Source organism: Vibrio alfacsensis (assembly GCF_019670485.1).
Taxonomy (GTDB): domain Bacteria; phylum Pseudomonadota; class Gammaproteobacteria; order Enterobacterales; family Vibrionaceae; genus Vibrio; species Vibrio alfacsensis.
The window spans coordinates 1,144,504-1,169,478 of record NZ_AP024166.1; the positions used below are offsets into that span (position 1 = coordinate 1,144,504).

Sequence of the window (24,975 nt, forward strand, 5' to 3'; positions counted from 1 at the left end):
AGCGTTGGGGCTACAGGTATGTGACGGATATAGAGCAGTCAACAACGTTGTAGCGTCATGCGCAAACGGGAAAATAAGGTATAAGAATGAAAACATTACAAGTTGCAACCATCGCGCTGATTATTGGTGGTGCTTTAGGGTTTGGTGCTAATCATTTTCTTGCGGGATCGGCTCACGACATGAGTGCGATGGGTGGCGAATCTGCTGCAAGCTCTAATGACCCGCTTTACTGGGTTGCCCCAATGGATCCGAATTACAAACGCGACAAGCCGGGTAAATCCCCAATGGGCATGGATTTGATCCCGGTTTACGCAGAAGACCTATCCGGTGAACAAGATGCGCCCGGTACGGTGACTATTGACCCTTCCGTAGAAAATAACCTCGGGGTTAAAACTGCAAACGCGACACTACAGCAGTTATCACCACGTATCGAAACCGTTGGTTATATTGCCTTTGATGAAAGTCTGTTATGGCAAACCAACGTTCGTGTGGCGGGTTGGGTAGAAAAACTCTACATCAATGCCGTAGGTGAGAAAGTGAAGAAAGGCGATGTGCTGTTCACGCTCTACTCTCCAGAACTGGTTAAAGCACAAGAAGAATTGCTGAATGCGTACCGCACTGGCCGCAAAGGTCTTGTAAAAGGCGCGACCGAACGCTTGGTAACGCTTGGTGTTGACCGTGCTCAAATCAAATCCATTACTCGTCGTGGTAAAGCATCGCAAACCATTGAAATTAAAGCACCTGCTGATGGTGTTATCGCGAGCTTAAACGTGCGTGAAGGTGGCTATTTGTCTCCAGCTCAAGCGGTGATCAGTGCAGGTCCTTTGGACAATGTTTGGGTTGATGCGGAAGTCTTTGAGCGTCAAGCACATTGGATGAAAGCCGGCCACGCTTCACAAACAAAAGCCACAATGACCCTTGATGCGATTCCAGGCAACGAATGGCAAGGCGTGGTGGATTACGTGTACCCAATTCTCGATCCGAAAACACGTACGTTGCGTGTACGTCTTAAATTTCCTAACCCGGATGGCACATTGAAGCCAAACATGTTTGCCAACATTGCCCTTCAGCCTGTCACTGACGACGCAGTATTAACGGTTCCTAAATCATCTGTTATCCGTTCAGGAGGTATGACTCGCGTCGTTCTGGCTGAAGGCGAGGGTAAATATCGCTCAGCTCGAATTGAAGTTGGTCGTGAAGCGGGCGAACAAATTGAAGTATTACAAGGACTTAAACAAGGAAATAAGATCGTTACCTCAGCACACTTCATGCTCGACTCTGAATCCAGTCAATCGGCGGATCTGTCTCGCATCAACGGCGTAGAGCCTACGGCAGAAACGGCGTGGGCCAAAGGTGAGATCACGGATGTGATGAAAGATCACCGTATGCTGACCATCAACCACCAGCCCGTACCTGAATGGGATTGGCCGGGCATGGTAATGAACTTCACTTTCGCAGATGGCGTTGAGATGGGTGACTTGAAAAAAGGTCAGGCTATCGAATTTGAGATGCAAAAGACGGAGTCCGGTCAGTACCAAATCGTCAACTATAAGGCAGACAACAGCGTCATTGCCGCAGAAGTTTGGCTGACTGGCGACATCACCATGCTAATGGCCGACTTTGGCATGATCACCTTAAACCACCTACCGGTTGCAGAATGGAACTGGGATGCTGGCGAGATGAACTTCTCTGTGGGTGAAGACGTTGATCTATCGGGTTTTGAAGAAGGGCAAAAAGTTCGGTTTCTAGTTGAAAAACAAGGATCTGACTACGTTCTTAAACAGCTAGTTCCTGCAACAACAGCCGTCGAGGGTTAATTATGATCAATGCTATTATTCGTTGGTCACTGAGCAACCGATTCCTAGTGTTGGTCGCGACCTTAGCCCTTGTATTAGGCGGACTTTACAGTGTAAAGAATACGCCTGTTGATGCGATTCCGGATCTTTCTGATGTGCAAGTGATCATCAAGACAAGCTATCCGGGTCAAGCTCCTCAAGTCGTTGAGGATCAAGTTACTTACCCACTCACCACCGCCATGCTTGCCGTGCCGGGTGCTGAGACAGTTCGTGGCTACTCATTCTTTGGTGACTCTTACGTTTATATCATTTTCAACGATGATACCGACATGTACTGGGCACGTTCACGCGTATTGGAGTACTTAAGCCAAGTAGCACCAAAGCTACCACCAAACGCAAAACCAACCCTAGGTCCTGATGCAACGGGTGTGGGCTGGGTTTACAGCTACGTATTACAAGACAAAACCGGCAAGCATGATTTGGCGGATCTTCGCAGCCTGCAAGACTGGTTCTTGAAGTACGAATTACAAACCGTTGATGGCGTTTCTGAAGTCGCTACCGTGGGCGGTATGGTGAAGCAGTATCAAGTGCAGATTGATCCTGCCAAGCTGCGTGCTTACAACCTCACTCTGCAACAAGTGAACATGGCAATCCAAAACGGTAACCAAGAAACCGGCGCGTCCGTTATCGAAGTGGCGGAAGCCGAACACATGGTTCGTACTACGGGTTACCTAACCAGCATTGAAGACATCAAATCACTGCCTCTAAAAGTCACTGAGAAAGGCACGCCTTTGCTACTAGGCGACATCGCAGACATTAACCTTGGTCCACAGATGCGTCGTGGAATCTCAGAACTAAATGGCGAAGGTGAAGCTGTGGGTGGGGTTATCGTGATGCGTTTTGGTGAAAACGCCAGTGAAGTGATTGCGAAAGTCAAAGACAAACTTGCAGACCTACAACGCAGCCTACCAGAAGGCGTAGAAATTGTGGCAACCTACGACCGCTCTACCCTTATCGATTCAGCGGTAGAAAACCTATGGAAGAAGCTTGCAGAAGAGTTCATCGTCGTTGCGATTGTATGTGCGTTGTTCCTGTTCCACATTCGTTCTTCATTGGTTATCGCTCTGAGTCTACCGGTTGGCATTCTCACTGCGTTTATCGTAATGCATTGGCAAGGCATCAACGCCAACATCATGTCCTTGGGTGGTATTGCGATTGCCATCGGTGCCATGGTGGATGGTGCAATCGTGATGATTGAAAATGTTCATAAGCACATTGAACGAACGCCACTGACCGATAAAAACCGCTGGCAAGTAATTGGCAAAGCCGCAGAAGAGGTCGGCGCACCGCTGTTCTTCTCGTTGCTGATCATCACTCTTAGCTTCGTACCTGTGTTCGCCTTGGAAGGTCAAGAAGGCAAGATGTTCTCGCCACTTGCGTTCACTAAGACTTACGCCATGGCAGCGGCAGCAGGTTTGGCAATCACGCTCGTGCCTGTGCTTATGGGCTACTTCATTCGAGGTAAGGTGTTACCGGAGCACAAAAACCCAGTTAACCGTGGGTTGGTCGCGTTGTACCGTCCGCTGTTGAACACCAGCTTAAAATACCCTAAGACCATGATTGTTATTGCATTAGGTCTAATGGCATCGGCTTACTACCCAACCAGTAAACTGGGTAGCGAGTTCATCCCTCCGCTGGATGAAGGCGACTTGATGTACATGCCAACGACCTATCCGGGTATCTCGATTGGTAAAGCGCGCGAGCTGCTACAACAAACCAACAAGCTGATCAAAACCATTCCTGAAGTGAAAACCGTATGGGGCAAGATTGGCCGAGCTGAGACCGCAACCGATCCAGCGCCACTCACCATGATTGAAACCGTGATTCAGTTGAAGCCACGCGACCAATGGCGTGAGGGGGTAACAACCGAGTCACTACGCAAAGAGTTCGACAAACTGGTTCAGTTCCCTGGTCTTACTAATGCTTGGGTAATGCCGATCAAAACGCGTATCGACATGCTGGCAACGGGCATCAAAACCCCTATCGGCATTAAAATCGCGGGTCCTGATCTGAAAGTGATTGAGAAGATCGGTTCCCAGCTGGAGCCAATTCTTAATGGCGTACAAGGCACCGCATCGGTTTACGCAGAACGTGTAGCAGGTGGTCGTTATGTCACGATCGACATTAAACGTCGTGCCGCAGCGCGTTATGGCTTGAGCATCAAAGACGTTCAACAGGTGATCTCGACTGCGGTGGGCGGCATGAATGTCGGTGAAACCATTGAAGGCTTGGAGCGTTACCCAATCAATGTTCGTTACCCACAAGACTACCGTGACTCGGTGGTAAAACTGCAAAACTTACCGTTAGTGACACCAAATGGCGCTCGTATTGCATTGGCTGACGTGGCGGACATTCGTTACGAAGACGGCCCTCCGATGATCAAGACGGAAAACGCGCGTCCAAACGGCTGGGTGTTTGTCGATATCGATAGTCGTGACCTTGGCTCTTACGTCGTAGAAGCGCAACAGGTCGTGGCCGATCAACTGGAGCTTCCTGCGGGTTACTCGCTGGCTTGGTCTGGTCAATACGAATACATGGAGCGCGCAAAAGACCGCTTGAGCGTCGTGGTACCAATCACCATCGCCATCATTATGCTACTGCTTTACCTCAGCTTTCGTCGTGTCGGTGAAGTGATGATCATCATGCTTACGCTACCACTCGCTATGGTCGGTGGTTTATGGCTCATGCATATCCTCAACTACAACTTCTCGATTGCCGTTGGGGTCGGCTTTATTGCCCTAGCAGGCGTCGCGGTTGAAATTGGGGTCATCATGCTCGTCTACCTCAACCAAGCGTGGCACTACAAAAAGCTGGATGCGGAAGAGAGCCAACAGAAGCTTGAGGTGAAAGACCTAACCGATGCCATTCGTGAAGGTGCAGGCCTGCGTGTTCGCCCAGTAATGATGACGGTACTAACGGTCATTATTGGTCTGATTCCGATCATGTACGGCGAAGGTACAGGGTCAGAAGTGATGCAACGTATCGCTGCACCAATGATTGGTGGCATGGCATCGGCACTGCTGCTGACGCTGTTGGTGCTTCCAGCCATCTTCAAGCTGTGGAAACAACGCGAGTTGCGCCAAAGCAATGCGACTAATCACCAAGCTAGCACACAAGCTAGTGATGTAAACCACAACGCTTAAGCCCTATCTTCCCCCAACCCCTCAGTTTTGAGGGGAAGCAACCAAATTATTAATGAATTAAAACAAGGATATAAATGATGAAAAAGACACTAATCACTCTTGCTCTGGCTCTAACAACAACGACCGCTTTTGCACAAATGGATCATTCGAACATGGATCATAGCAACATGAAGCATGAAAACATGGACCACGGCAGCATGAAGATGGATCACAGTAAAATGGACCATTCAAACATGATGGATATGCCGGGCATGTCGGCAGTAGGTATGCCAGCAAAAGGCGCAAAGCCAGACAAGGTGGTACACGTTATCTTAGCTGATGACATGACGATCAAGTTCAAGAAAGACGTTAAGATTGAACCAAACGAGGTGGTGCAGTTTGTTGTGATGAATACCGGAGAACAAGCACATGAGTTTTCCATTGGGTCGGCTAAAGAACAACTTGAACACCGTAAAATGATGGCTGCTATGGCTGGTATGGAACACGACACAGTCAACTCAATCATTGTTGAACCGAAGAAAGCACGTCAGTTCCTATGGCATTTCCATGGCGACAATAAGATCGAGTTTGCGTGCAACTTTAAAGGTCACGCAGAAGCCGGAATGACCAAGGCTATGACCCTGTAAAATATCGATTTAAGACACAAAAAAATAGGAGCTAAAAATTCAGCTCCTATTTGATTCTATTTCGCATTATCTCATCACAAACAGCTCTTCGTGATAACTCTTCTCAATATCAAATTGAAATGCATCTAGCTCTTTTTTCAGTGTTTTTGAAAACATTTCTGGTCCACAGAAATACATTTCATACTGGTTCAAATCACCACACTGAGCGGCAATACGTTCAGCATTTAAACGCGGCGATTTCAGCGTATCAATTATGTGTAATTTGACGCTTGCTTGGTGCGCTAAGTGCCAAAGTTCGTCGACCAACTGACCGTCGATACCACGACTGCAGTAAAACAGATGAACATCGCTAGGTTGCGCTTGCACTTTCAATGCTTCCAAAGCGGCAAAGAAAGAAGCAATCCCTACCCCACCAGCAATCCAGATTTGAGGTTTCTCTAAATCAAATTCCAAACGTCCGTAAGGCCCCTCGACCATCACAGCATCGCCCGCTTTTACGCGCTCATACAAGCCGGTAGTAAAATCGCCTAGCTCTTTGATTAAGAAGCGCAATTCATCACTTTCACTGCCAGATACAATAGTGAACGGATGAGCATCTTCGTCTCCAAAGCGCAAATAGGCAAATTGACCCGCTTTGTGGCCTTGCCAAGAAGCTTCCGGAGCTAAAACCAATTCCATCACTTCAGCTTGTGGAAAGTAACGTGTCGACGCCACAACCGCAGAATGTTTATTACGACGACCAACGAAGCCAAACAAACTGTAAAGTGCGGCAATCGAACCGACGACTGCAAACCCAACAGTAAGATAGTAAACAGGCTCGCCCCAATACGCGCGTTTGAGCAGCAGTACGGAGTGAATCGCAATCAGTAGATACGCCACCGACATAAAGCGGTGCGATAGTTTAAAGGGTTTGTATTTCACTGCGCCCCATAGAGAAACCACCAGCAAAACCAATAGCATGTAAAAGCCCCACTCACCCATGCCTTGAGCAAAGTCACGCAAGCCATGAATCCAAGCTTCGATTCCAGAGAGGTTACCCTCCGGCCCTGCACCAGTGTGTTTCTCCGGTCTTGCTAGTACACCAGACATGACTAGCCATTTCGGTACTTGATACCAAAGCCAGTGTGTTAAACCTAATGCAACGCCACCAATACCGAGCCATTTGTGCACTCGATACGCTTTGTCCATGCCGTGCAGCCAGTTTTCAACCACTGGAAGACGCATTGCCAATACCATGGTGATAGACATCATCATCAAAGACAGAATGCCTGAATATTGGATCATGGCAGATCGCCATTCAAACACATTAGTAGAAGATAAAAGCTGCGGTTCCATCGCAAACCATAATATGGACATCACGGCAATTATTGCCCAAATGCTATTGCGGATTGTTTTCATGATTGGTTACTCGGTTAATCGACAAGTTTAGTTTAGCTTTCCATACGTAAAGCAACGTCAAGATCAGTAAAACCAAGTAAAGCTGGGCATATACATGGATTCCTACAGAAAAAAGACAAAAAACTAACAGTCGTTAGAGTATTAACTCGTTATAGTTCTGGCTAAATTCGCCAAAGTGCGAGCTGATTAAATAACACTAAGAATAATAAGCATGAAAAAGCTATTGCTGATGATCGGGCTCATCGTGTGCTCAAGCGCAACTTATGCCACAAAGTTGAATGAAGACCTCGCCTCAATTGAACAACATATCTCTGGCCGCATTGGAGTATCAGTTTGGGATACGCAGACGGACCAACGTTGGGATTACCGTGGTGACGAACGTTTTCCGATGATGAGCACCTTTAAAACTCTCGCTTGTGCGACGATGTTACATGCCATGGATAACGACAAATTAGATAGAAACGCTACCGCCAAAGTTGAAGAGCGCAATGTGGTGGTGTGGTCTCCAGTGATGGATCGAATGGTGGGACAAACAACGCGTATCGAGCATGCATGTGAAGCAACCATGTTGATGAGTGATAATACGGCGGCCAATATTGTTTTAAGAAGTGTTGGCGGACCTAAAAATGTCACGCTTTTCTTGCGTTCTATCGGTGACAAAGCAACGCGACTGGACCGTTTTGAGCCACGAGTAAATGAAGCCAAACCAGGCGATAGTCAAGACACCACAACACCTAACGCCATGGTAAACACCTTACATGCTCTGCTAGAAACCGATGCGCTGTCTTATGAATCACGAGTTCAACTAAAAATTTGGATGCAAGACAACAAAGTCTCCGACCCATTGATGCGTTCAGTGTTACCGAATGGTTGGTCGATCGCAGATCGTTCAGGTGCCGGAGGGTTCGGTTCGCGTGGTATTACGGCAATAATTTGGAAAGACAATTACAAACCAATCTATATAAGTATTTACATCACTGAGACCGACTTGTCGCTACAGGCTCGTGATCAAGCGATTGCACATATTAGTCAGTTGGTGCTAGACGAATACAAAAACATGTAATGCTAACCTCATGATTTTAAAAGGAGCTTTCTCGCTCCGTTTTTTTATGTCTGCGATCTTGATTGACACAAGTAGAACGAACGCTCTACCCTAGAGGTAGAACATTCATTCTACACTTGAGAAGACGCTATGTTGAAAGAGCAGATCGCCGCCAGTTTAGAGCAAGCCTTTAGTGAGCTCGGCTTTGCAGAGCCGAGTGTCGCACAGCTAAAAACAGTCTGTGGTGTTAGCCTGCGCACCTTATACAAGCATTATCCATCTAAGGAAGATATGATCGTGGCTGCACTGGAGCATCGCCACCAGCGCTACCTAAATTTCCTTTTGGATAATTCACCTAAAGCCGGATTGGACGCGACTCTACACATCTTCAACAAGCTTAAGCAATGGATGGAGGATTATGCTCCGCATGGTTGTATGTCGATGAACGCCGTTGCCGCGTTTCCTGAACACGACATCATTAACAAAACCGTGAAAGCACACAAAGAAGATGTTCGACAATTTTTGGGCAAACAGAGCCTACGTGAAGACCTAGCCACGCAACTGTTTTTACTACACGAAGGTGTGTCCAGTGCATGGCCTGTACTTGGCAAAGAGGCTCTTAGCTCTGCACAACAAGCGGTTTTAAGATTGCTAAAGGAAGATTAATCATGACAACGCTACCTACTACAATGAAAGGTGTTCTTTTGATGGGGCACGGCGGGCCTGAGATGTTAGAGTATCGCCAAGATATTCCCGTCCCTACCCCAAGAAACCATGAAGTGCTGATTCGAGTATCTGCAGCCGGCGTGAACAACACCGACATCAACACTCGTATTGGTTGGTACTCAAAAGGCAACAACAACAGCGAAGATGCAAGTTGGGGTGGTAACGCTTTAAAACTTCCACGAATTCAAGGCGCTGACGTCTGTGGAGAAATTGTCGCTGTCGGTCGTATGGTGGATGAAAACCGCATTGGCGAGCGCGTGCTGATTGAACCATGTCTAAGCAATGTGAATGGCGAGACCATCAATCCACCTTGGTACTACGGCTCAGAATGCGATGGTGGCTTTGCTGAATACACCGTGGTCTCAGCTAAACACGCATATTCGCTAAATACGGATTTGACTGACGTTGAACTGGCGTCTTTCCCATGTTCGTACTCAACGGCAGAAAACATGCTGACTCGCTCTCGCGTTACTACAGGCGATCGTGTATTGATCTCTGGTGCTTCTGGCGGTGTCGGCTCCGCAGCAATTCAACTTGCCAAAGCACGCGGTGCTACGGTTATTGCGATCACAAGTCCTAGCAAAAATGGACAAGTACTGAAGTTGGGCGCAGATGAAGTAGTGCCACGAAATGCCAATCTTATCGAAACACTAGGTGAGAACAGCGTTGATGTGGTGATTGATTTGGTCGCTGGCGACCAGTGGCCACAGTTTCTTGAGGTATTACGCCCGAAAGGCCGTTACGCAGTATCGGGGGCGATTGGCGGCGCAATGGTTGAGTTGGACGTCCGCACTCTGTACCTCAAAGATCTCAGCTTCTTTGGCTGTACGGTTCTGGAACCAGAAGTGTTCGGAAACTTGGTTCATCATATTGAACAAGGCAACATCAAGCCATTGGTCGCACAGACGTTCCCACTTGAAGACATCAACCAAGCGCAAGCGGCATTCCAAGAGAAGGGGCACGTAGGCAAAATGGTCCTTACCGTGAAGTAATTCCTATCTCTACATTAGGGTCTGTTGACCCTTATAGAACGTATTAAAAAGCCCCTCTGCAAGTTCATCGCAGCGGGGCTTTTCGTTCATGTTAGACCAACCAATGACCGGATATTCCTGCGTTACCAATAAGCAGGATTATCCAAACCTTGTACGCAAGAGGATGAACCTTGGATTGACGTCAATTCACCCGTCAGTGGTTGTGCTAACCAACCATGTGGATAGCTTAGAGTATGAGGGGCTTTGAACTGCGCCTCCGTCACTTGTTGGAAACCAACGCGCGAGTAGAAGTTAGGATCGCCGTAGGTAAACACCAACTCGATGCCTTGTTGTTTCAAATGTTCAAGGCCAAAGTGGATCAGGGCTTGGCCTACGCCTTTGCCTTGACACTCTGTTAGCGTTGCCATCGGTGACAATAGGTAGCCTAATTCACCATTTTCGAAGCGTAACGGCGTAAACAACACGCCTGCAATCAAGCGTTCACCTTGTTTCGCAACAAAGCCTTTCAGTTCTTGCTCGGGTGTCGTGCTCAACAAATCACCGACCAGTGCGCCAATGGTTTTGCCTTCTGCTTCGCCTTCAGAATCAGAAAAGGTTTGAGTAAACAAAGCGATCATCTCGCTACTCATGCCTCTCTCATATTGAGAAAGTGTGTAATTCGATTTTTGAATATTTTGATTGGTTGTTTCGTTCATTTTTCTATTAATCTTTTTGTAATATATACATCTGATACGCCACTTCATTACCACGACGTTTAACGATATCTAATTCTACTTGTATGTCTTTTAATGCTTGTGATTCTGGCATCTCAGCTTTCAAGCTTTGCACACGTTCATCTAGCGGGACGTAGTAGTTATCCCATGCCTGTTGGCTAATTGGAAACGTCTCTAGAACTCGGTAACCCGCCGCTTTTGCCTGCGCAATCCGCTTCTCGACACTGCCAATATCTGGGTACTCTTTCTGCCAAAATGCCACCGTATCTTCGTTTGGTGCGTCAGTGTTCCAAATCAAATCACTGACAACCAAAATACCGTCGTCTGCCAGTAATGGTCGCCACGCTTTGAATGCATTCTCAACGCCCATGATGTAAGCGCTGCCCTCTGCCCAAATCAACTTGCTCGCTCCTACTTCAAACGGCAATTCGGTCATACTCGTGCAAACGGTGGTGATATTGTCACTTACCCCAAGCACTTGAGCTTTGTCTTTTAAACGCTGCAAAGATGGCTCATCATTATCCACAGCAATCACGTGTGCATGTTTAGCTAGGGAGCGAGTCGCAATGCCCTGCCCGCAACCGATTTCCAATATTTCATCAGGTTGAGTTGGTAATAGGCTCAACGCTTTCAACGTATCTTGCTCTGAACCTGGGCCCCAAAACTCTAGGGCTTCAAATACGCGGAAGAAATCCGCCATGTAGTCGTCGTGAGTATTCATGTCTTTTGATAACCAACGTAAGTGAAGGGCTTCTTTCTCGCTAAAACCTTGCGTCATCAGCCAATTTAAGTGCGCATCCGGTGCGACTTCATCCAATGATTCATGCCATTCGGTTAATGGAGTTTCACCCAACAACGCAGCCAACAACTGACGAGACTTCTGCTTTTGTTCAATCTCTTCGTCAAGTTGCTTGAGCCGTTCCAACATCAATTCACGGTCTACTTTAGCTTCTAGGCAAGCTTTACACTCCTTGAGTGTCAGTCCGCCGCCCTGCAATTGCTGGATCAAGCGTAAGCGTTGTAAGTCTGCATCGCTATAAGCGCGGTAACCATTGCTTAACCGCTGCCCTTTAATGAGTTCAATCTTCTCGTAATAGAGCAGTGTAGTGCGAGACAAGCCTAGCATCTCTGCCAGTTCCGATATCCGATACATGTTTGTTTCCTCAGCGCTGATGAAAGCATCTTAAACTGTAGAGCTATAGACAGGTCAACTTTAATTTGAAAAAGGTTCAAAACAAAACGCCCACAATACTTACGTATTACGGGCGTTTTATATTTTGTCAGCGATTTAGAAAAGAACTAATTCACTAGACCTTGTTTAACCAACTGAGGGAACACATTATTACGGAAAATCGTGCTAATCGAGATGTTGTCTACGTTTGAAGAATCCACCCATTGACACTCTTCGATTTCATTGCTGGCAACCACCTCGCCGGCATAAGCGTTGACAAAAAATACGTCCATGATCAGAGTTACATCAACTTTGTCGTGAGCGGGTGCTTCAAATCGGCCAAATAACGTAAGATCATTGAGCGTTACTTGAATACCCACTTCTTCCAATAACTCGCGGCATAACGCTTGCTCAGGAGTTTCGACACTGTCCAACTTCCCTCCTGGTGCGTAGAATGTGTCTTTGCCTTTCGAGCGCAATACTAATAGCGCGCCATCTTTAACAATAATTCCCGCTGATTTATGCATCTTTACGATCTCGTTCATGGTTATAAAAATTTTTCAATTAAGACTTCATTAATGTATCGGCCATTCACTTTGGCATGATTCTTTGCAATACCAACGACTTCAAAACCTTGGTTCACGTATGTCTTAAGTGCATTAGGGTTATCCTCACGAACATAAGCAAAAAGTTTTTCATAACCTTTTGCTTTTGCATCTTTAAACGTCGCGGTAAACAAAGCAGAAGCGATCCCCCTACGACGATATTTTGAATCAACAAACGTACCAATAATACCTACATGAGCAAACGCTTTGGTGTAACTGGCAAATGGCTCCACGTTTTGAAAACCGAGAATCGTATTATTTTCATTATCAAGAGCCACATTAAACACACCTCCTATAGGGAATTGCTCAATGAACACCTCTTCTTCTTTTGGCGTAAACGTCATATCTAAGACTGTATACAACCCCTCTTCAATAATCGGGTTGAGAACTTCAGTGATACCTTTACCATCTTGTTTTTGTGCATTTCTAACAACGATCTTCATTTTTCATTCTTTTTATTGAGCTCAATTTCAGATCGCGATTATGATCCTGAAAAACAGGAAAACCAATCCCCTATTAGCTCGTTTGATCAGTAAGTGATCAAAAAACTAGAAGCTAGAAACTATCTATTTGCCGCCAGATCCATCTTGCTACTATCAAGGCTAAAAATGTCGCGAAATAACTCTGCGAACCAATCTCTCAAATTCCTGACATTTCAAAATAAGAACGCAGCCCGATAAGCTGCATTCAATTAAAGGAAAATTCACGATTTATAGTTTTTCAATACCCATATTAAAGAGGGTAAAGCTGTAAATATCCGCGTTTTTCTCGATGACCTTGCTGGTTGGTGTGCCAGCACCATGGCCAGCGTTGGTTTCGATTCGAATCAAAGTTGGGTTTGTACCCGCTTGTTTAGACTGTAACTCAGCCGCAAATTTGTAAGAGTGCGCTGGTACCACGCGGTCATCATGATCCCCGGTTGTGACCATAGTTGCTGGATACTTAACGCCGGCTTTGACGTTGTGTACTGGCGAGTAACCTTTGAGGTAATTGAACATCTCTTTACTTTGCTCTGCTGTACCATAGTCATAAGCCCAGCCCGCTCCTGCCGTAAAGGTGTGGTAGCGAAGCATATCCAATACACCCACTGCTGGCAGTGCCACTTTGAACAGCTCTGGGCGCTGCGTCATCACTGCACCAACAAGTAAACCACCGTTAGAGCCACCGTTAATCGCAAGCTTATCTGACGAGGTGTAGTCTTTATCGATAAGGAACTCAGCTCCGGCAATAAAGTCATCAAACGAATTTTGCTTCTCTAACTTGGTGCCAGCATTGTGCCACTCTTTGCCGTATTCACCACCACCACGGATGTTCGCGACAGCGTAGATACCGCCCATTTCCAACCATGCCGCTCGACTTGGACTGAAGTAAGGCGTTAGGCTGATATTGAAACCACCATAACCATACAAGATCGTTGGCGCTGTGCCGTCCATCGGCGTGCCTTTTTTGTAGGTAATGATCATTGGAATCTTAGTGCCGTCTTTCGACTTGTAGAATACCTGACGAGATTCAAATAATTCTGGATCGAATGGTGCGTTCGATTTGTGGTAAACCTCGCTGTCACCCTCTTTGATGTCTAGGCGATAGGTCGTGCTTGGCGTCTTGTAGTTGGTGAAAGAGTAGTAGACTTCAACATCTTCTTTCTTACCCCAAAAGCCGTAAGCACTGCCGATGTCTGGCAGCTTGATTTCACGAATGAACTTACCGTCCATGTCGTATTGTTTGACCATCGAAAGGGCATCAACAATGTAGCTTGCGAACAGGTAGCCGCCCGCGGTTGATGGACTAAGCACGTTGTCAGTTTCAGGAACTAAATCTTTCCAATTCTTCGGCTCAGGGTTGCTCGCATCCACCGTCACCACTCGTTTATTTGGTGCATCTAAGTTAGTGACCAAATACAGCTTGGTGCCTTTGCTATCAATCACCCAAGTATCAGAATTGGTATCATCCAAAATGGTTTGCAGTGGACTGTCTGGCTTGGTCAAATCTTTGAAGAACAGCTTATTGCCAGACGTTGAAGTGCTTGCCGAAATAAACAGATAACGTTGGTCATCGGAAGTGTAACCACGAACGTATCGGTGCTTCTCTGCCTCTGTACCACCGAAGATAAGCTTGTCTTCACTCTGCTTAGTGCCTAGCTCGTGGTAGTAAAGCTTGTGTTGGTCGGTTTTTGCCGAAAGCTCGCTGCCTTCTGGCTTGTCGTAACTTGAGTAGTAGAAACCTTTGTTCCCCAGCCAATTTACGCCGCTGAACTTAATATCCACTAGCGTCTCACCAACAGGCTTTTTGGTTTCGGCATCAAGCACAATCACTTTGCGCCAGTCGCTACCGCCCTCTGAAATGCTGTAAGCGACTAAAGCACCATCTTTGGTGAAGCTCACATTCGCCAACGAGGTTGTGCCATCTTCGCTAAAGGTATTTGGATCGAGGAAGACTTCAGGCTCGCCATCGTCAAGTTGGCGATAAAGCACATCTTGATTTTGCAAACCGTCGTTCTTGTAGAAATAGGTGTATTTGCCTTCTTTGAACGGACGCCCTAACTTCTCGTAATCCATCAACTGAGTTAAGCGTTCTTCAATCTGGTGACGATATGGAATTTGCGCCAAGTAATCGAACGTCACTTGGTTCTGCGCTTTCACCCAATCTGCGGTTTCTTTACTGCGGTCGTCTTCTAACCAGCGATATGGATCACTGACTTTAGTACCGAAATACTCGTCCACCACATCGACTTTCTTTGTCGTTGGGTACTTCAACGCCATTTTGTGTACGTGTTCAACCAACTCCTGTGTTGAGCTTTCGGCATAAGCACCCGGTAACGCACCTGTCATTGCAAACGCAGTTACCAATGCTAAGGTTTTCTTTTTCATAGACTTCCTTATCTGCTTTTATGTTATGTAATGCACCAAGTATCTTACCTATATCCGCTCCGTGAATCTAATTATCTCATTTCGCTCCGCACAATGTTGTTTTGAAAGTGAACTAAAATCCATCGCTCGCCGTAATAGCCAAATAATGAAAACACTAATGGGAAATGGCTATGAATCTTTTGATTGAATCGGTCGAGGGTGGTATCTACCTCGCGTACAATGTAGAAAATCAAGCAAAATCACTGATATTGAATGAACATAAAAGTCCGCTGACATTCGCTAGCCTTTGTGAAGCAAGAGACCATTTCCGTGGAGAGGGTTATTCTTCGGCTAAGTTAGTTCACCTCAATGCTACCGATGAAATGTGTGGCGAAAGAATACGTTGTGACATGCCCTTAGAGATTGAATTGAGCTGGTACTAGGGCGTTTTTTAGCTACTGCATCTGCCTTTCTGCATAAGTTCAGATAGAAAATTGCCAAAACTTTGAACGGTTTCGGGATCTTATCGGCAACTTTTTTAGAGCTCTCATACTATGCTTACAGTAACAATAACAGACATGAGAGCGTGGTTATGAAATACAAACATATCCTTGTCGCACTAGAACTATCTGATGAAAGCACAGTGCTAATCGATAGAGCGGTTTCAATGGCAAATTATCTCGGTTCGGAGATTTCTTTTATACACATCGACGGCACTCATGGCGAAATCTATCCTGAGCTCGTTGACCTAGTCAAAGAACCAAGCAGCCGGCCATTGAATGAACATTCCATGGAGAGCTTGAGAAGTTTTGGTGACTATATCGATCATCCACTCAAACGATTTTTCGTTGGTACGGGTGATCTTGCTGACAAACTCGATGTCACCATCAAAGAGGAAGAAGTCGATTTATTGATCTGTGGTCACCATCAAGACTTCTGGAGCAAAATCATTTCTTATTCAAGACATCTAATCAATAAGTGTCCCGTGGACATCTTAGTGGTACCGATTCGGGACTAATCTCTGACGAATAGCAAACTTTTGGGCCGCCATTGTCTTATAAATGGCGGCTTATATTTTATATAATTCTTGATCACCGTGTATCCCCCCATTCCAACTCAGCAGCGCAACATAATGTTAATAAAGAACTTTTACTCATTACAACGTTACTTCCCATTGGTATTCTTATCTCTTTTTATATAACTATCGGTTCATTTCCTCTTGAGAGAACATATAAGCGTGGATTAATAGACACTTGACGCATATAATGCGCGCCAAAATTATACCCATAGGGAATTATAAATAATGGCTAGGTCTATTTTACTTTCAACTATTCTTGTTTTTTCACCATCCCTGCTTGCAGAGACATTTTCACCTAAAGTGGTCTGTTTCGATAAAAATGACACCTTTCTCGGTTGGATGAGCATTGCTGATTGCTCACAGCAAAAAGGAACAGTGCCTTCTCATTTATCAACACCTAAGGCTAGCCAAGATTCAAAATGAAAGCTTGGTACCTACTCTACTGCAAGCGAAATGAACAAAAACGCGCCCACCAGCACCTGACGAACCAAAACCTTGAGTGCTTTTATCCAACCATTAAAGTGGAGAAAGTAGTGCGTTCCAAGTTACAAAATATTGAAGAGCCAGTGTTTCCTTCGTACATGTTTGTCAACTTTGACTATCTACAAGGTCCTAGTTTCACGAGTATTCGTTCCACTCGAGGCGTGGTTGATTTCGTCCGTGTTGGCGCACAACCAAAAGAAGTGCCCAGTAGCTTAATCGATGAGATGAGATCACTTGATATGAGCAATGTGGGGCGTTCATCTTTGCCATCCAAAGGTGATCGAATTTACGTTAAGTCCGGAAAATTTGCCGATGTTGAAGCCATATTCCAAGAATGGGATGGTGAAAAACGTTCAATCATGCTGGTAAAAATGCTGTCTCAGTACATTCCGGTCAGCATTGACAATCACGATCTTGCATTCAACTAAATATCAACAGAAAGTCACCTAACAATAAGGCGACTTTCTGTCTTCATGGGCGTTGATTTAATTATCACGCTTTCGCATGAAACATCGCTTGCCTTTCCATGACGCACAGCTGTCCAAACACACCCTAAGCAGTATTGTGATGAGCCAGTAGCGCCGGCGTTTTGGCTAAAATGCGCCCCCTCAATGAATAGCGGAAAGACCTAGGCATTTATCATGCGTTTAAAAAATCACGACAGCACAACCCATTAAGATGAGTACTGCTGAAGTAATGTGATATACGCCTGTTTCGCGTTTTCAAACTGACCAAAGTCAAACATGGTATCCGTTCGTTGTTCTACCTTTGAAGGCTTGTCATATACGATTGCCACCAATTCGCTATCAAACGTCTGCTGCTCCAGACACAACTCTGCTTTCTGTCCGACGGCATTTTTGTAGGAAATATACGTCTGGATATAAACATCACCACGAATTCGTCCACCACCAGTTTTTACATGACTACCCACTTTATTATTCGCTAGATAAGCGGTTGTATCACCGACAATTTGCTCCAACAGTGCAATAGCCTCGCGATCTCTTGCCCCAAAAATGCGGTTTGCTGCCCGAGGAAACCGATCTCGCAATTGAAACTCGATAGCCCAAATCAGCTCTTTAATCTCTTCCCCAGAGAGCTTATCTGAACTCTTTTGGACGCGCTGATACAAAGTAATCAACTCTTTATCCGATTTTTTACCACTGTTTATTATTGTAAGTAGCTTATTTTTCATTGAAATATCCGATTCAAAAAACGCTCATTCTAATCTTCATTGCTTACTAACACTAATAAAGATTTTTTGTTAACCCAGGAAAGAAAAACAAAATTTAACAATTAAAATCAATACGTTAAACTACCAAAAAGCACTTAAGTCGCATCATCACAGTCACTACTGCTAACACAAACCTCCTAGCAAGACGATTCGTATTCGTTATTAATTTGACTAATTTATTTTGTTTGTCGCATCCAAGAGCAGCCAATATTATCCGCAACCAAAGAGAACACCCTCTCTATTTGCTCTTTAAAAAACAATGCCGCTCACCCAAGCAGTTCAATCCTTGCAGCTGTAAAAGCACTCCTTTTTTCCCCAGTTTTTTGCTTTTTACAACCAAACACCAAACAGTAGAGCACTTTAATTTGTGTTCTGCATAATAATCTATTCATGTAGGAACTTACCGTGGATAAATATCAAGCTGCATACGCAAAACGTCTAGAAAAACTTAAAAGCAAGCAATCGCCAAAAAACGTTGCTCGTATTTCTGCGTGGGATGCATTTTTTAACAAAGAATACGATATCCAAGATCTTGAATCTCAAATGGCAGATTCTGCTCATCAGCGTTACGAACAGTCAAATGTAAAAAATGAAATCAGCTTCGGTGCATTCAAACGTGCGTTCTATAACGAGTCGATCAAAATCTATGACTTGACTGATGGCGCATCAATCCAAAAAGTGTTCACTCCACTGCTTGCTTTAACAACCATGTGGGTACTATTTGTGTGCTTTACACAATAGTCAGATTGCTGCGATAACAAGTTGACAAATAATGTTATTAGCAAAAAATGAACATGTTGTCGAATACCAACTCTATTAGATTTTTTACTAAATTAATTGAATAAGAATCTCATGGAATTGGTAGCATCAAAACAAGTGAGAGTTTGGGATGAAAGATACACCTGTCGCGGCAATTGTCATCAAGATATCGACATACGTTTGCCAAAACACCAACACGAAGCGATTCGGCATCCTGCGCCAATCTTTCAAACATGGGTCGAGATCTAATGCCTAAAATTACACTTCTTTTATTAGCAACGACGGTTGCTATCGGTATCACCGGTTCGGCATTTTGTGTAGGCGTGACCTACGCATTTACCAAGCTACCAATCGAGCAAATTTTGTCTAGCCTATAGCCACGTTTATTTAAACAAAGGCAGTCTAAGCAAAGCAGATTTTAACAAAAGCAGAGCATCTTGGTGCTCTGCTTTTTTTCTATCTATTATCTACATAACTTTTTATGCTGATCATCGGGTGGCACGCATCTAGCAATGTATCCCTTATCGCTAACATCTTGTAGCTTCAATCTTTTAATAAATTATTCCCCAACCGCAATTAGATCCGTTACTCTAGACTGCTGGATAGAGCGTGACAGAAATGGGAACTAGGATGGAACAAGTTGGATCTCGTGCATTGATTGTAGAGGGTGGCGCAATGCGTGGAATATTTTCCTGCGGGATACTTGACCACTTTTTAGCCGAAAACTTCTCCCCTTTTGATAGTTTTTGGGGGGTATCTGCAGGTGCAAGCAATTTGGCAGCATACCTTGCCAAAATGCCAGGAAGAAATCGAAAGATTTACCTCGATTACAGTTTGCGTCAAGAATTCATCTCACCGAGCCAAATCGTACGAGGTGGCGATATCATGAACCTTGACTGGATGTGGAATATTACGCTCAAAGAGTTAGGTATAGATAAGAATGTACTACGAGCGGATGAACGCCCTTTCTTCCTTGGTGTTACAAGGCAAGACAATGGACAGCCCGAGTACTTAACACCATCGGTTGAGATGCTAGCCGAAACAATGAAAGCCAGCAGTGCATTACCGATTTTGTACCGTCGCGGTGTTCGCTTAAATGGCGTGACATATGTTGACGGTGGCGTAGCCGATGCCATTCCAGTAGCCGAAGCAATAAAGCGTGGAGCACGCAAAATCATGGTTCTTCGCAGTCGTCCAGCCCATTACCGCAAATCCACCCCTACACTCAATTCGCTTACGGCTCATTTATTAAAAGATACACCCGCCTTAATCCAACCCATGCTGACTCGTCATGAACGATATAACCAAGCATTACATCTGATCGAAAACCCTCCGGCTAATGTTGAGATTATTCAGGTTTGCCCTCCCAATAACTTCAAATTAAAGCGACTAAGTCGCTCACCGGAACCTCTTCGCAAAGCCTACGACCTTGGGCTTGAGTGTGGAAAACAAGCGATCAAACGCTGGGAAAGTAAATAGCCAGTGTGACTATCGTGAGTTTATCAGTAATAAACGGGCTAACCTTGTGTCTATCTATCTGTCTATCTGTCTATCTGTCTATCTGTAGCCAAGAAAAACTTAAACAGATTCAATTAATAGGTATCAAACACACCTGAATTATAATCTTGAATCGCCTGTTCAATTTCTTCGATGCTGTTCATCACAAATGGTCCATAATGCACTACGGGTTCATCAATCGGCTGTCCCATAAACAATAACATACCACTTTCATCTGAGCTTGTTAGCTCAACTGTCTCAGCGTTTGTTAATAATGCCAGTTCATTTTGCTTTATCTCTCTACTTCCTATGCTGATACTGCCCTTATACACATAAATCATCATATTTTGTTCTTTAGGCGTATCGAGTTTAAGTAATGCATCTGGATGAGTGCGCCAATCAGCAACCGTCACTGACACACCTGTTTTATTCAATGGGCCTTGAACCACGTCACCATTAACATTTAATTGTCCCGAGATCACCCGAACTAAGCCAAACTCACTGGCTTGATACTCTGTAATAGTTTCAGGTTGAAAATCTTGATACTGCGCTGGGAGCATTTTATTGCGTGCAGGTTGATTGATCCAAATCTGGAATCCGTGCAACTCACCCTCTTCCATTATTGGCATTTCACTGTGTATAACACCTCGTCCTGCTGCCATCCATTGAGCACCACCAGAACGAAGTTCACCAACATTATCCATGTGATCACGATGTTGAAAGTGCCCTGTTAACATATAAGTCAAGGTTTCAATACCACGGTGTGGGTGTGGAGGAAAACCACCAACGTAATCTGAACGTCGGTCAGATTTCATCTCATCCACCATTAAAAATGGCGAAAAGTGCGCATTGTTAAACCCAGCAACACGGCGAATTTTAACACCGTCACCATCGGCGGTGGCATGTGATGGAATGATCTGACGAATATCTCGAACTGTACTCATAATCTTTTCTCCTTTTGGGTATAACTCCATTCTAGGGAACCCTTGTAGAATCATGAGTGGATGGATTTGCTCTACTTCATCAGATTTTTTGAACAAAATTTAATTGAAAATTTATCTAGCTATTTTTTAAACACTCTGTATAGTGGCGGCTGGCTCTAAAATAGAGCTGTTAATGCTACATTTAGTTTAAGTTCCCTCTCAGTAATTTCTTGAATCCCTCAATTCAGACACCTGCGTAAAACTTCCTCTTCATTGCACATTCAATAGCTTAAAAAAGATCCATCTAAAATTTGTCTATAATTCAGAGGTTTTTATGTCTGGTAAAGTAACTGGTTCAGTAAAATGGTTTAACGAAACTAAAGGTTTCGGTTTCTTATCTCAAGACAACGGCGGCCAAGATGTGTTTGTACACTTCAACGCTATCGTTGCAGATGGTTTCAAAACTTTGACTGAAGGTCAGAAAGTAAGCTTCAATGTAGAAGATGGTAAAAAAGGTCCTCAAGCGACTGAAGTTACTCCTCTATAAGATAGCTTTTCTTGGTGCGGTAAGTCCTTGCTGCGCCAATTTCTCTCCATTCATTTACAAATCTCTTTCAGCAATTTTTTATTGCCTGGCTTTCTGCGGCCAAAATTTATCATGCAGATATTATTAATTAAATTAGGAAAAATCTATGTCTAAAAGAACAGGTCGCCAACGACACTGGTACCAATTATCAAGCAAAGAAAAGATCACTAACAAACAGGAGAATAAATGATAGAAATTGAATTTCATTTAAAACAACCCGACATTTCTTGGCGTGCTAACATACATCAACTAAATGGTGATGTTCTACGACGTCACATATTGCCGAAACTTAAATCAACTTGTTATCTCATTGATTTTAAATACTGTGAAAAGAGCAGCTCAGGTGACATACTGTGTGACTCAGGTTCAAAGCTAGGAAGTTTTATTATTAAATAAATCCATTCTGTGCATTAATAAGATATAACAACGAGCAGGAAATATATAATGAGCAAGAAGAACAAAAAGCAAATTGAGAAAGAAAAGAAAGAAGCGGAGCTAAATGCTACAGCATTGAAGCAACAAACTCGCCGCCGTATTGAAGACATCATGGCGCAAAGAGAATTTGATAAATTGTTTGATCTATAACACTTACGCTTATTTCCTTTCTATATTATTCCTCTCTATTCCATATCGAAGTGCAAGGTATCGCCACCCCTCCTCAGTTCACAATGAGAAGAGCACGTAATAGTCGGTAATCCCCATTTTCTCGTATGGTGTCACTCAGGTTTAGCCTCTGAGTATTCGATTTTTAGCCGGTGTGTGCTAGAAATAAAACATCATACGTTGAAATCAATCCTATATGAGTGACTTGCTAACTCTATTATTCCAGTTTTCATTCTCCGAACTCTTAATCTCTACACTCTTATTCCTTTAGACGAGCTCTATCTGTCACTAACAATCTTAATAAGATCCCACTAAGACCTTACTATCCATCTGTGGTTAGACGACTGTTTTGGCGCTAGACTGAGTAAACTAAGCAAAGCATACACAAAAGGAAGAGAATCATGATTCAACAAGGCCAAACGCTCCCGAGTGCAACACTCAGTGAACTGACAGCTGATGGAATGGTAAACCACCAAGTGTCCGAACTTTTTGCCAACAAGAAAGTAGTCTTATTTGCGGTTCCTGGTGCATTTACACCAACCTGTTCAGAAGCGCATTTACCTGGATACGTTGTTCTCGCTGACCAAATTAAAGCGAAAGGCGTCGATCTGATTGCATGTGTGTCGGTGAATGATGCATTTGTTATGCAAGCTTGGGGCGAAGCACAAAACGCTTCAGAGCTAACAATGCTTGGCGATGGGGACGGAAGCTTTACTAAATCATTAGGGCTCGAAATGGATACTGGCGGTTTTGGTGGTGTACGCTCTCAACGCTATGCAATGATCGTTGAAAATGGCGTGGTCACTACACTCAACATCGAAGAGCCAAAAACGTTTGAAGCCAGCAAAGCAGAAACTATTCTCAGCCTGCTATAATCAATTTACCGTAATACACAAAACGGAAAGGCATTCGATTCCGTTTTGTGTCATCACATTTCTAACGCATTCTGACTACGTTCGTTTCTTGTTTACGCTGCATTTCTGCAAACGTCAAAACAAAAGGAGCAGACTGTTTCACGCGGCTTGGCAAAGACGAACGCGCATTGTAAGCATCTTGCTTCGTTTTGAAGTCCCCAACCGTCACTGTATACCAACGCGTACCTCGACTATTCTTCCAGTTAACCCATACCGGGTATTGAGGATCAATATAGCGAATGTATTCTTTTACGTCCCTCTCCTGCTTAAGCGCAAGTACCTGCATGGTGTAATGGTTTGGATTGAGGTAGCCATAGGCATCTTGCGTTGACATCACCCCCACACACTGCTCAGGCGTGCCTGTTGTATAGGATGGAACGGTACAGCCAGTAACTAGAAAGGTGAATATCAAAGGTAGCGTCTTATGCACTTGTCACTCCGTTATTGTATCTCTGATGATTTCTCCCAACAAAAAGGCGACCAACTTGGCCGCCTAAGTAAATTAAATCTGCTTGGAATTAAAACCAGCTCGACACCAAACGTTTGAACCAATCCATGAGACGTTTAAAGATACCACCTTCATCGACAGGCTCTAGCGCGACAAGGTTGGTTTCTTTCACGATATCGCCATCCACTTTATACAGTACTTTTCCGACCACTTGATCTTTTTGAATTGGTGCCATCAAATCACCATGGTAAACCAAGTCAGCTTCCAGCTTATTGACATCCCCTTTCGGTAAAGTGAGGTAAACATCGTGTTCAACACCTACACGAATCTCATCTTTATCCCCCATCCACACACGAGCAGAGGCCATGTCTTTACCTGCCGCTGTTGGCACCACAGTATCAAAGAAACGGAAACCGTAGCTCAACAACTGTTTACTTTCCGACTCGCGGATACTCGGACTTTTCGCCCCCATCACAACCGCGACCAAACGCATGTCGCCACTTGTGGCAGAAGTGGCAAGGCTATAACCCGCGCCGCTAGTGTAACCTGTTTTCATCCCATCCACGTTCATGCTGCGATCACGCAGCAAACCGTTACGGTTGTATTGTGTGATGCCGTTGTAAGTGAATGAGGTTTCACTATAGAGTGGGTAAATATCTGGCAAGTCTCGAATAATCGCGCGACCGAGAGTGGCGATATCTCGAGGCGTTGAATACAAGCCGTCACTGTCTAAACCATGTGGGTTGGTAAACGCCGAGTTATCTAAACCAAGTTGGTTTGCCCAGCTATTCATCAAGCCAACAAAACCAGCTTCACTGCCCGCCACATGCTCAGCAATCGCAACGCTCGCATCATTGCCTGATTGAACAATCAAGCCACGGTAAAGGTCCGATAAAGAAACCGAAGTTCCGACCTCGATAAACATCTTAGAAGAATCAGGAAAGTTCTTGGCCCAAGCATTGCGGCTAATCACCACATCATCATCAAGGCTAATATTGCCAGATTTCACTTCTTGACCTGCCACATAGGCTGTCATTAGCTTTGTCAGGCTTGCAGGATTCAAACGTTTATCCGCATCACGTTCTACCAATACCGTTCCTGTGTGGTAGTCCATCAAAACATAACCGCGAGAGCTCAATTCTGGAGCATTAGGTACAACGGTCGGCGCAGCAAAACTAAAGGAGGAGACTGCCGTCAGTGTGGTTGCTAACGTAGCAGTGAATAAAGTGTTATTTTTCATATCAGCATTCTTTGGGCTTACAAACTTAGTCGAGTATATTGAAACGCTGTTCAGTTACAGCAACTCTGTTACGATTGGTTACGTTTACTCGATAT

General features: G+C 44.6%; 25 protein-coding genes. 15 read left to right on the top strand and 10 right to left on the bottom strand.

What is annotated here, in order from left to right:
- Positions 1 to 86 precede the first annotated feature (86 nt).
- The 3 genes from VA249_RS19650 (at position 87) to copI (ending at position 5,625) form a co-directional block, all read left to right on the top strand.
- Entirely contained in the window at positions 87 to 1,817 is a 1,731-nt protein-coding gene (locus VA249_RS19650; protein WP_221070521.1) for an efflux RND transporter periplasmic adaptor subunit, read from the top strand.
- 2 nt (positions 1,818 to 1,819) lie between these two features.
- On the top strand, positions 1,820 to 4,999 hold the full coding sequence (locus tag VA249_RS19655) for an efflux RND transporter permease subunit (RefSeq protein ID WP_221070522.1): 3,180 nt from the start codon (positions 1,820 to 1,822) through the stop codon (positions 4,997 to 4,999).
- A 77-nt stretch (positions 5,000 to 5,076) separates the two neighbouring features.
- Positions 5,077 to 5,625, top strand: coding sequence for a copper-resistant cuproprotein CopI (copI, locus tag VA249_RS19660; protein WP_221072251.1), 549 nt, complete (start codon positions 5,077 to 5,079; stop codon positions 5,623 to 5,625).
- Between the two features lie 66 nt (positions 5,626 to 5,691).
- On the opposite strand, the gene VA249_RS19665 is transcribed toward copI, so the two are convergent.
- On the bottom strand, positions 5,692 to 7,023 hold the full coding sequence (locus VA249_RS19665) for a ferredoxin reductase family protein (protein ID WP_221070523.1): 1,332 nt from the start codon (positions 7,021 to 7,023) through the stop codon (positions 5,692 to 5,694).
- A 211-nt stretch (positions 7,024 to 7,234) separates the two neighbouring features.
- Between VA249_RS19665 and blaCARB the strand changes: the two genes are divergently transcribed.
- The 3 genes from blaCARB (at position 7,235) to VA249_RS19680 (ending at position 9,783) form a co-directional block, all read left to right on the top strand.
- A complete protein-coding gene (gene blaCARB / locus VA249_RS19670) occupies positions 7,235 to 8,086 on the top strand; it encodes a CARB/PSE/RTG family carbenicillin-hydrolyzing class A beta-lactamase (protein WP_221070524.1) in 852 nt (283 codons plus the stop codon).
- A 129-nt stretch (positions 8,087 to 8,215) separates the two neighbouring features.
- Positions 8,216 to 8,731: a TetR/AcrR family transcriptional regulator gene (locus VA249_RS19675; RefSeq protein ID WP_221070525.1), complete on the top strand. Its 516-nt coding sequence runs from the start codon at positions 8,216 to 8,218 to the stop codon at positions 8,729 to 8,731.
- Between the two features lie 2 nt (positions 8,732 to 8,733).
- Positions 8,734 to 9,783, top strand: a complete 1,050-nt coding sequence (locus VA249_RS19680) for an alcohol dehydrogenase family protein (RefSeq protein WP_420864279.1) — start codon at positions 8,734 to 8,736, stop codon at positions 9,781 to 9,783.
- A gap of 122 nt (positions 9,784 to 9,905) precedes the next feature.
- Here VA249_RS19680 and VA249_RS19685 read toward each other — a convergent pair whose 3' ends face one another.
- The 5 genes from VA249_RS19685 to VA249_RS19705 all read right to left on the bottom strand — a co-directional run bounded on the left by VA249_RS19685 (position 9,906) and on the right by VA249_RS19705 (position 15,139).
- Complete coding sequence (locus VA249_RS19685; RefSeq protein WP_221070526.1) at positions 9,906 to 10,478, bottom strand: GNAT family N-acetyltransferase; 573 nt, start codon at positions 10,476 to 10,478, stop codon at positions 9,906 to 9,908.
- Between the two features lie 7 nt (positions 10,479 to 10,485).
- Entirely contained in the window at positions 10,486 to 11,649 is a 1,164-nt protein-coding gene (locus tag VA249_RS19690) for a MerR family transcriptional regulator (protein ID WP_221070527.1), read from the bottom strand.
- Between the two features lie 146 nt (positions 11,650 to 11,795).
- A complete protein-coding gene (locus VA249_RS19695; RefSeq protein ID WP_221070530.1) occupies positions 11,796 to 12,194 on the bottom strand; it encodes an NUDIX hydrolase in 399 nt (132 codons plus the stop codon).
- A 20-nt stretch (positions 12,195 to 12,214) separates the two neighbouring features.
- Positions 12,215 to 12,715, bottom strand: coding sequence for a GNAT family N-acetyltransferase (locus VA249_RS19700; RefSeq protein ID WP_221070531.1), 501 nt, complete (start codon positions 12,713 to 12,715; stop codon positions 12,215 to 12,217).
- Positions 12,716 to 12,982: 267 nt separating this feature from the next.
- A complete protein-coding gene (locus VA249_RS19705; RefSeq protein WP_221070533.1) occupies positions 12,983 to 15,139 on the bottom strand; it encodes a prolyl oligopeptidase family serine peptidase in 2,157 nt (718 codons plus the stop codon).
- A gap of 170 nt (positions 15,140 to 15,309) precedes the next feature.
- Here VA249_RS19705 and VA249_RS19710 point away from each other — a divergent pair, with 170 nt between their 5' ends.
- From VA249_RS19710 to rfaH, 3 genes are all read left to right on the top strand, one after another.
- Positions 15,310 to 15,561: a DUF6482 family protein gene (locus tag VA249_RS19710; RefSeq protein WP_221070536.1), complete on the top strand. Its 252-nt coding sequence runs from the start codon at positions 15,310 to 15,312 to the stop codon at positions 15,559 to 15,561.
- A 149-nt stretch (positions 15,562 to 15,710) separates the two neighbouring features.
- Entirely contained in the window at positions 15,711 to 16,136 is a 426-nt protein-coding gene (locus VA249_RS19715; RefSeq protein WP_128813250.1) for a universal stress protein, read from the top strand.
- 479 nt (positions 16,137 to 16,615) lie between these two features.
- A complete protein-coding gene (gene rfaH / locus VA249_RS19720; protein WP_221070538.1) occupies positions 16,616 to 17,107 on the top strand; it encodes a transcription/translation regulatory transformer protein RfaH in 492 nt (163 codons plus the stop codon).
- Positions 17,108 to 17,352: 245 nt separating this feature from the next.
- Here rfaH and VA249_RS19725 read toward each other — a convergent pair whose 3' ends face one another.
- A complete protein-coding gene (locus tag VA249_RS19725) occupies positions 17,353 to 17,871 on the bottom strand; it encodes a hypothetical protein (RefSeq protein ID WP_221070540.1) in 519 nt (172 codons plus the stop codon).
- A 444-nt stretch (positions 17,872 to 18,315) separates the two neighbouring features.
- Between VA249_RS19725 and VA249_RS19730 the strand changes: the two genes are divergently transcribed.
- The 3 genes from VA249_RS19730 (at position 18,316) to VA249_RS19735 (ending at position 20,148) form a co-directional block, all read left to right on the top strand.
- Positions 18,316 to 18,651, top strand: coding sequence for a hypothetical protein (locus tag VA249_RS19730; protein ID WP_221070542.1), 336 nt, complete (start codon positions 18,316 to 18,318; stop codon positions 18,649 to 18,651).
- Positions 18,652 to 18,917: 266 nt separating this feature from the next.
- Positions 18,918 to 19,046, top strand: a complete 129-nt coding sequence (locus tag VA249_RS24230; RefSeq protein WP_256997335.1) for a hypothetical protein — start codon at positions 18,918 to 18,920, stop codon at positions 19,044 to 19,046.
- Positions 19,047 to 19,299: 253 nt separating this feature from the next.
- Positions 19,300 to 20,148, top strand: a complete 849-nt coding sequence (locus tag VA249_RS19735; RefSeq protein ID WP_221070544.1) for a patatin-like phospholipase family protein — start codon at positions 19,300 to 19,302, stop codon at positions 20,146 to 20,148.
- A gap of 113 nt (positions 20,149 to 20,261) precedes the next feature.
- Here VA249_RS19735 and VA249_RS19740 read toward each other — a convergent pair whose 3' ends face one another.
- Positions 20,262 to 21,110: a pirin family protein gene (locus VA249_RS19740; protein WP_221070546.1), complete on the bottom strand. Its 849-nt coding sequence runs from the start codon at positions 21,108 to 21,110 to the stop codon at positions 20,262 to 20,264.
- Between the two features lie 313 nt (positions 21,111 to 21,423).
- On the opposite strand from VA249_RS19740, the gene cspE reads away from it, so the two are divergent.
- The 3 genes from cspE to VA249_RS19755 all read left to right on the top strand — a co-directional run bounded on the left by cspE (position 21,424) and on the right by VA249_RS19755 (position 23,153).
- Positions 21,424 to 21,636, top strand: coding sequence for a transcription antiterminator/RNA stability regulator CspE (gene cspE, locus VA249_RS19745; RefSeq protein WP_099080410.1), 213 nt, complete (start codon positions 21,424 to 21,426; stop codon positions 21,634 to 21,636).
- Between the two features lie 483 nt (positions 21,637 to 22,119).
- Positions 22,120 to 22,260, top strand: coding sequence for an adenosine deaminase (locus VA249_RS19750; RefSeq protein ID WP_128813260.1), 141 nt, complete (start codon positions 22,120 to 22,122; stop codon positions 22,258 to 22,260).
- Between the two features lie 419 nt (positions 22,261 to 22,679).
- Complete coding sequence (locus tag VA249_RS19755) at positions 22,680 to 23,153, top strand: peroxiredoxin (RefSeq protein ID WP_221070547.1); 474 nt, start codon at positions 22,680 to 22,682, stop codon at positions 23,151 to 23,153.
- Positions 23,154 to 23,214: 61 nt separating this feature from the next.
- On the opposite strand, the gene VA249_RS19760 is transcribed toward VA249_RS19755, so the two are convergent.
- Both VA249_RS19760 and VA249_RS19765 read right to left on the bottom strand, forming a co-directional pair.
- Positions 23,215 to 23,526, bottom strand: coding sequence for an SPOR domain-containing protein (locus tag VA249_RS19760; protein ID WP_164837330.1), 312 nt, complete (start codon positions 23,524 to 23,526; stop codon positions 23,215 to 23,217).
- Between the two features lie 184 nt (positions 23,527 to 23,710).
- The gene (locus VA249_RS19765) at positions 23,711 to 24,880 is read right to left on the bottom strand and encodes a D-alanyl-D-alanine carboxypeptidase family protein (protein WP_221070548.1); all 1,170 of its coding nucleotides are present in this window, start codon (positions 24,878 to 24,880) and stop codon (positions 23,711 to 23,713) included.
- Positions 24,881 to 24,975: the final 95 nt, after the last annotated feature.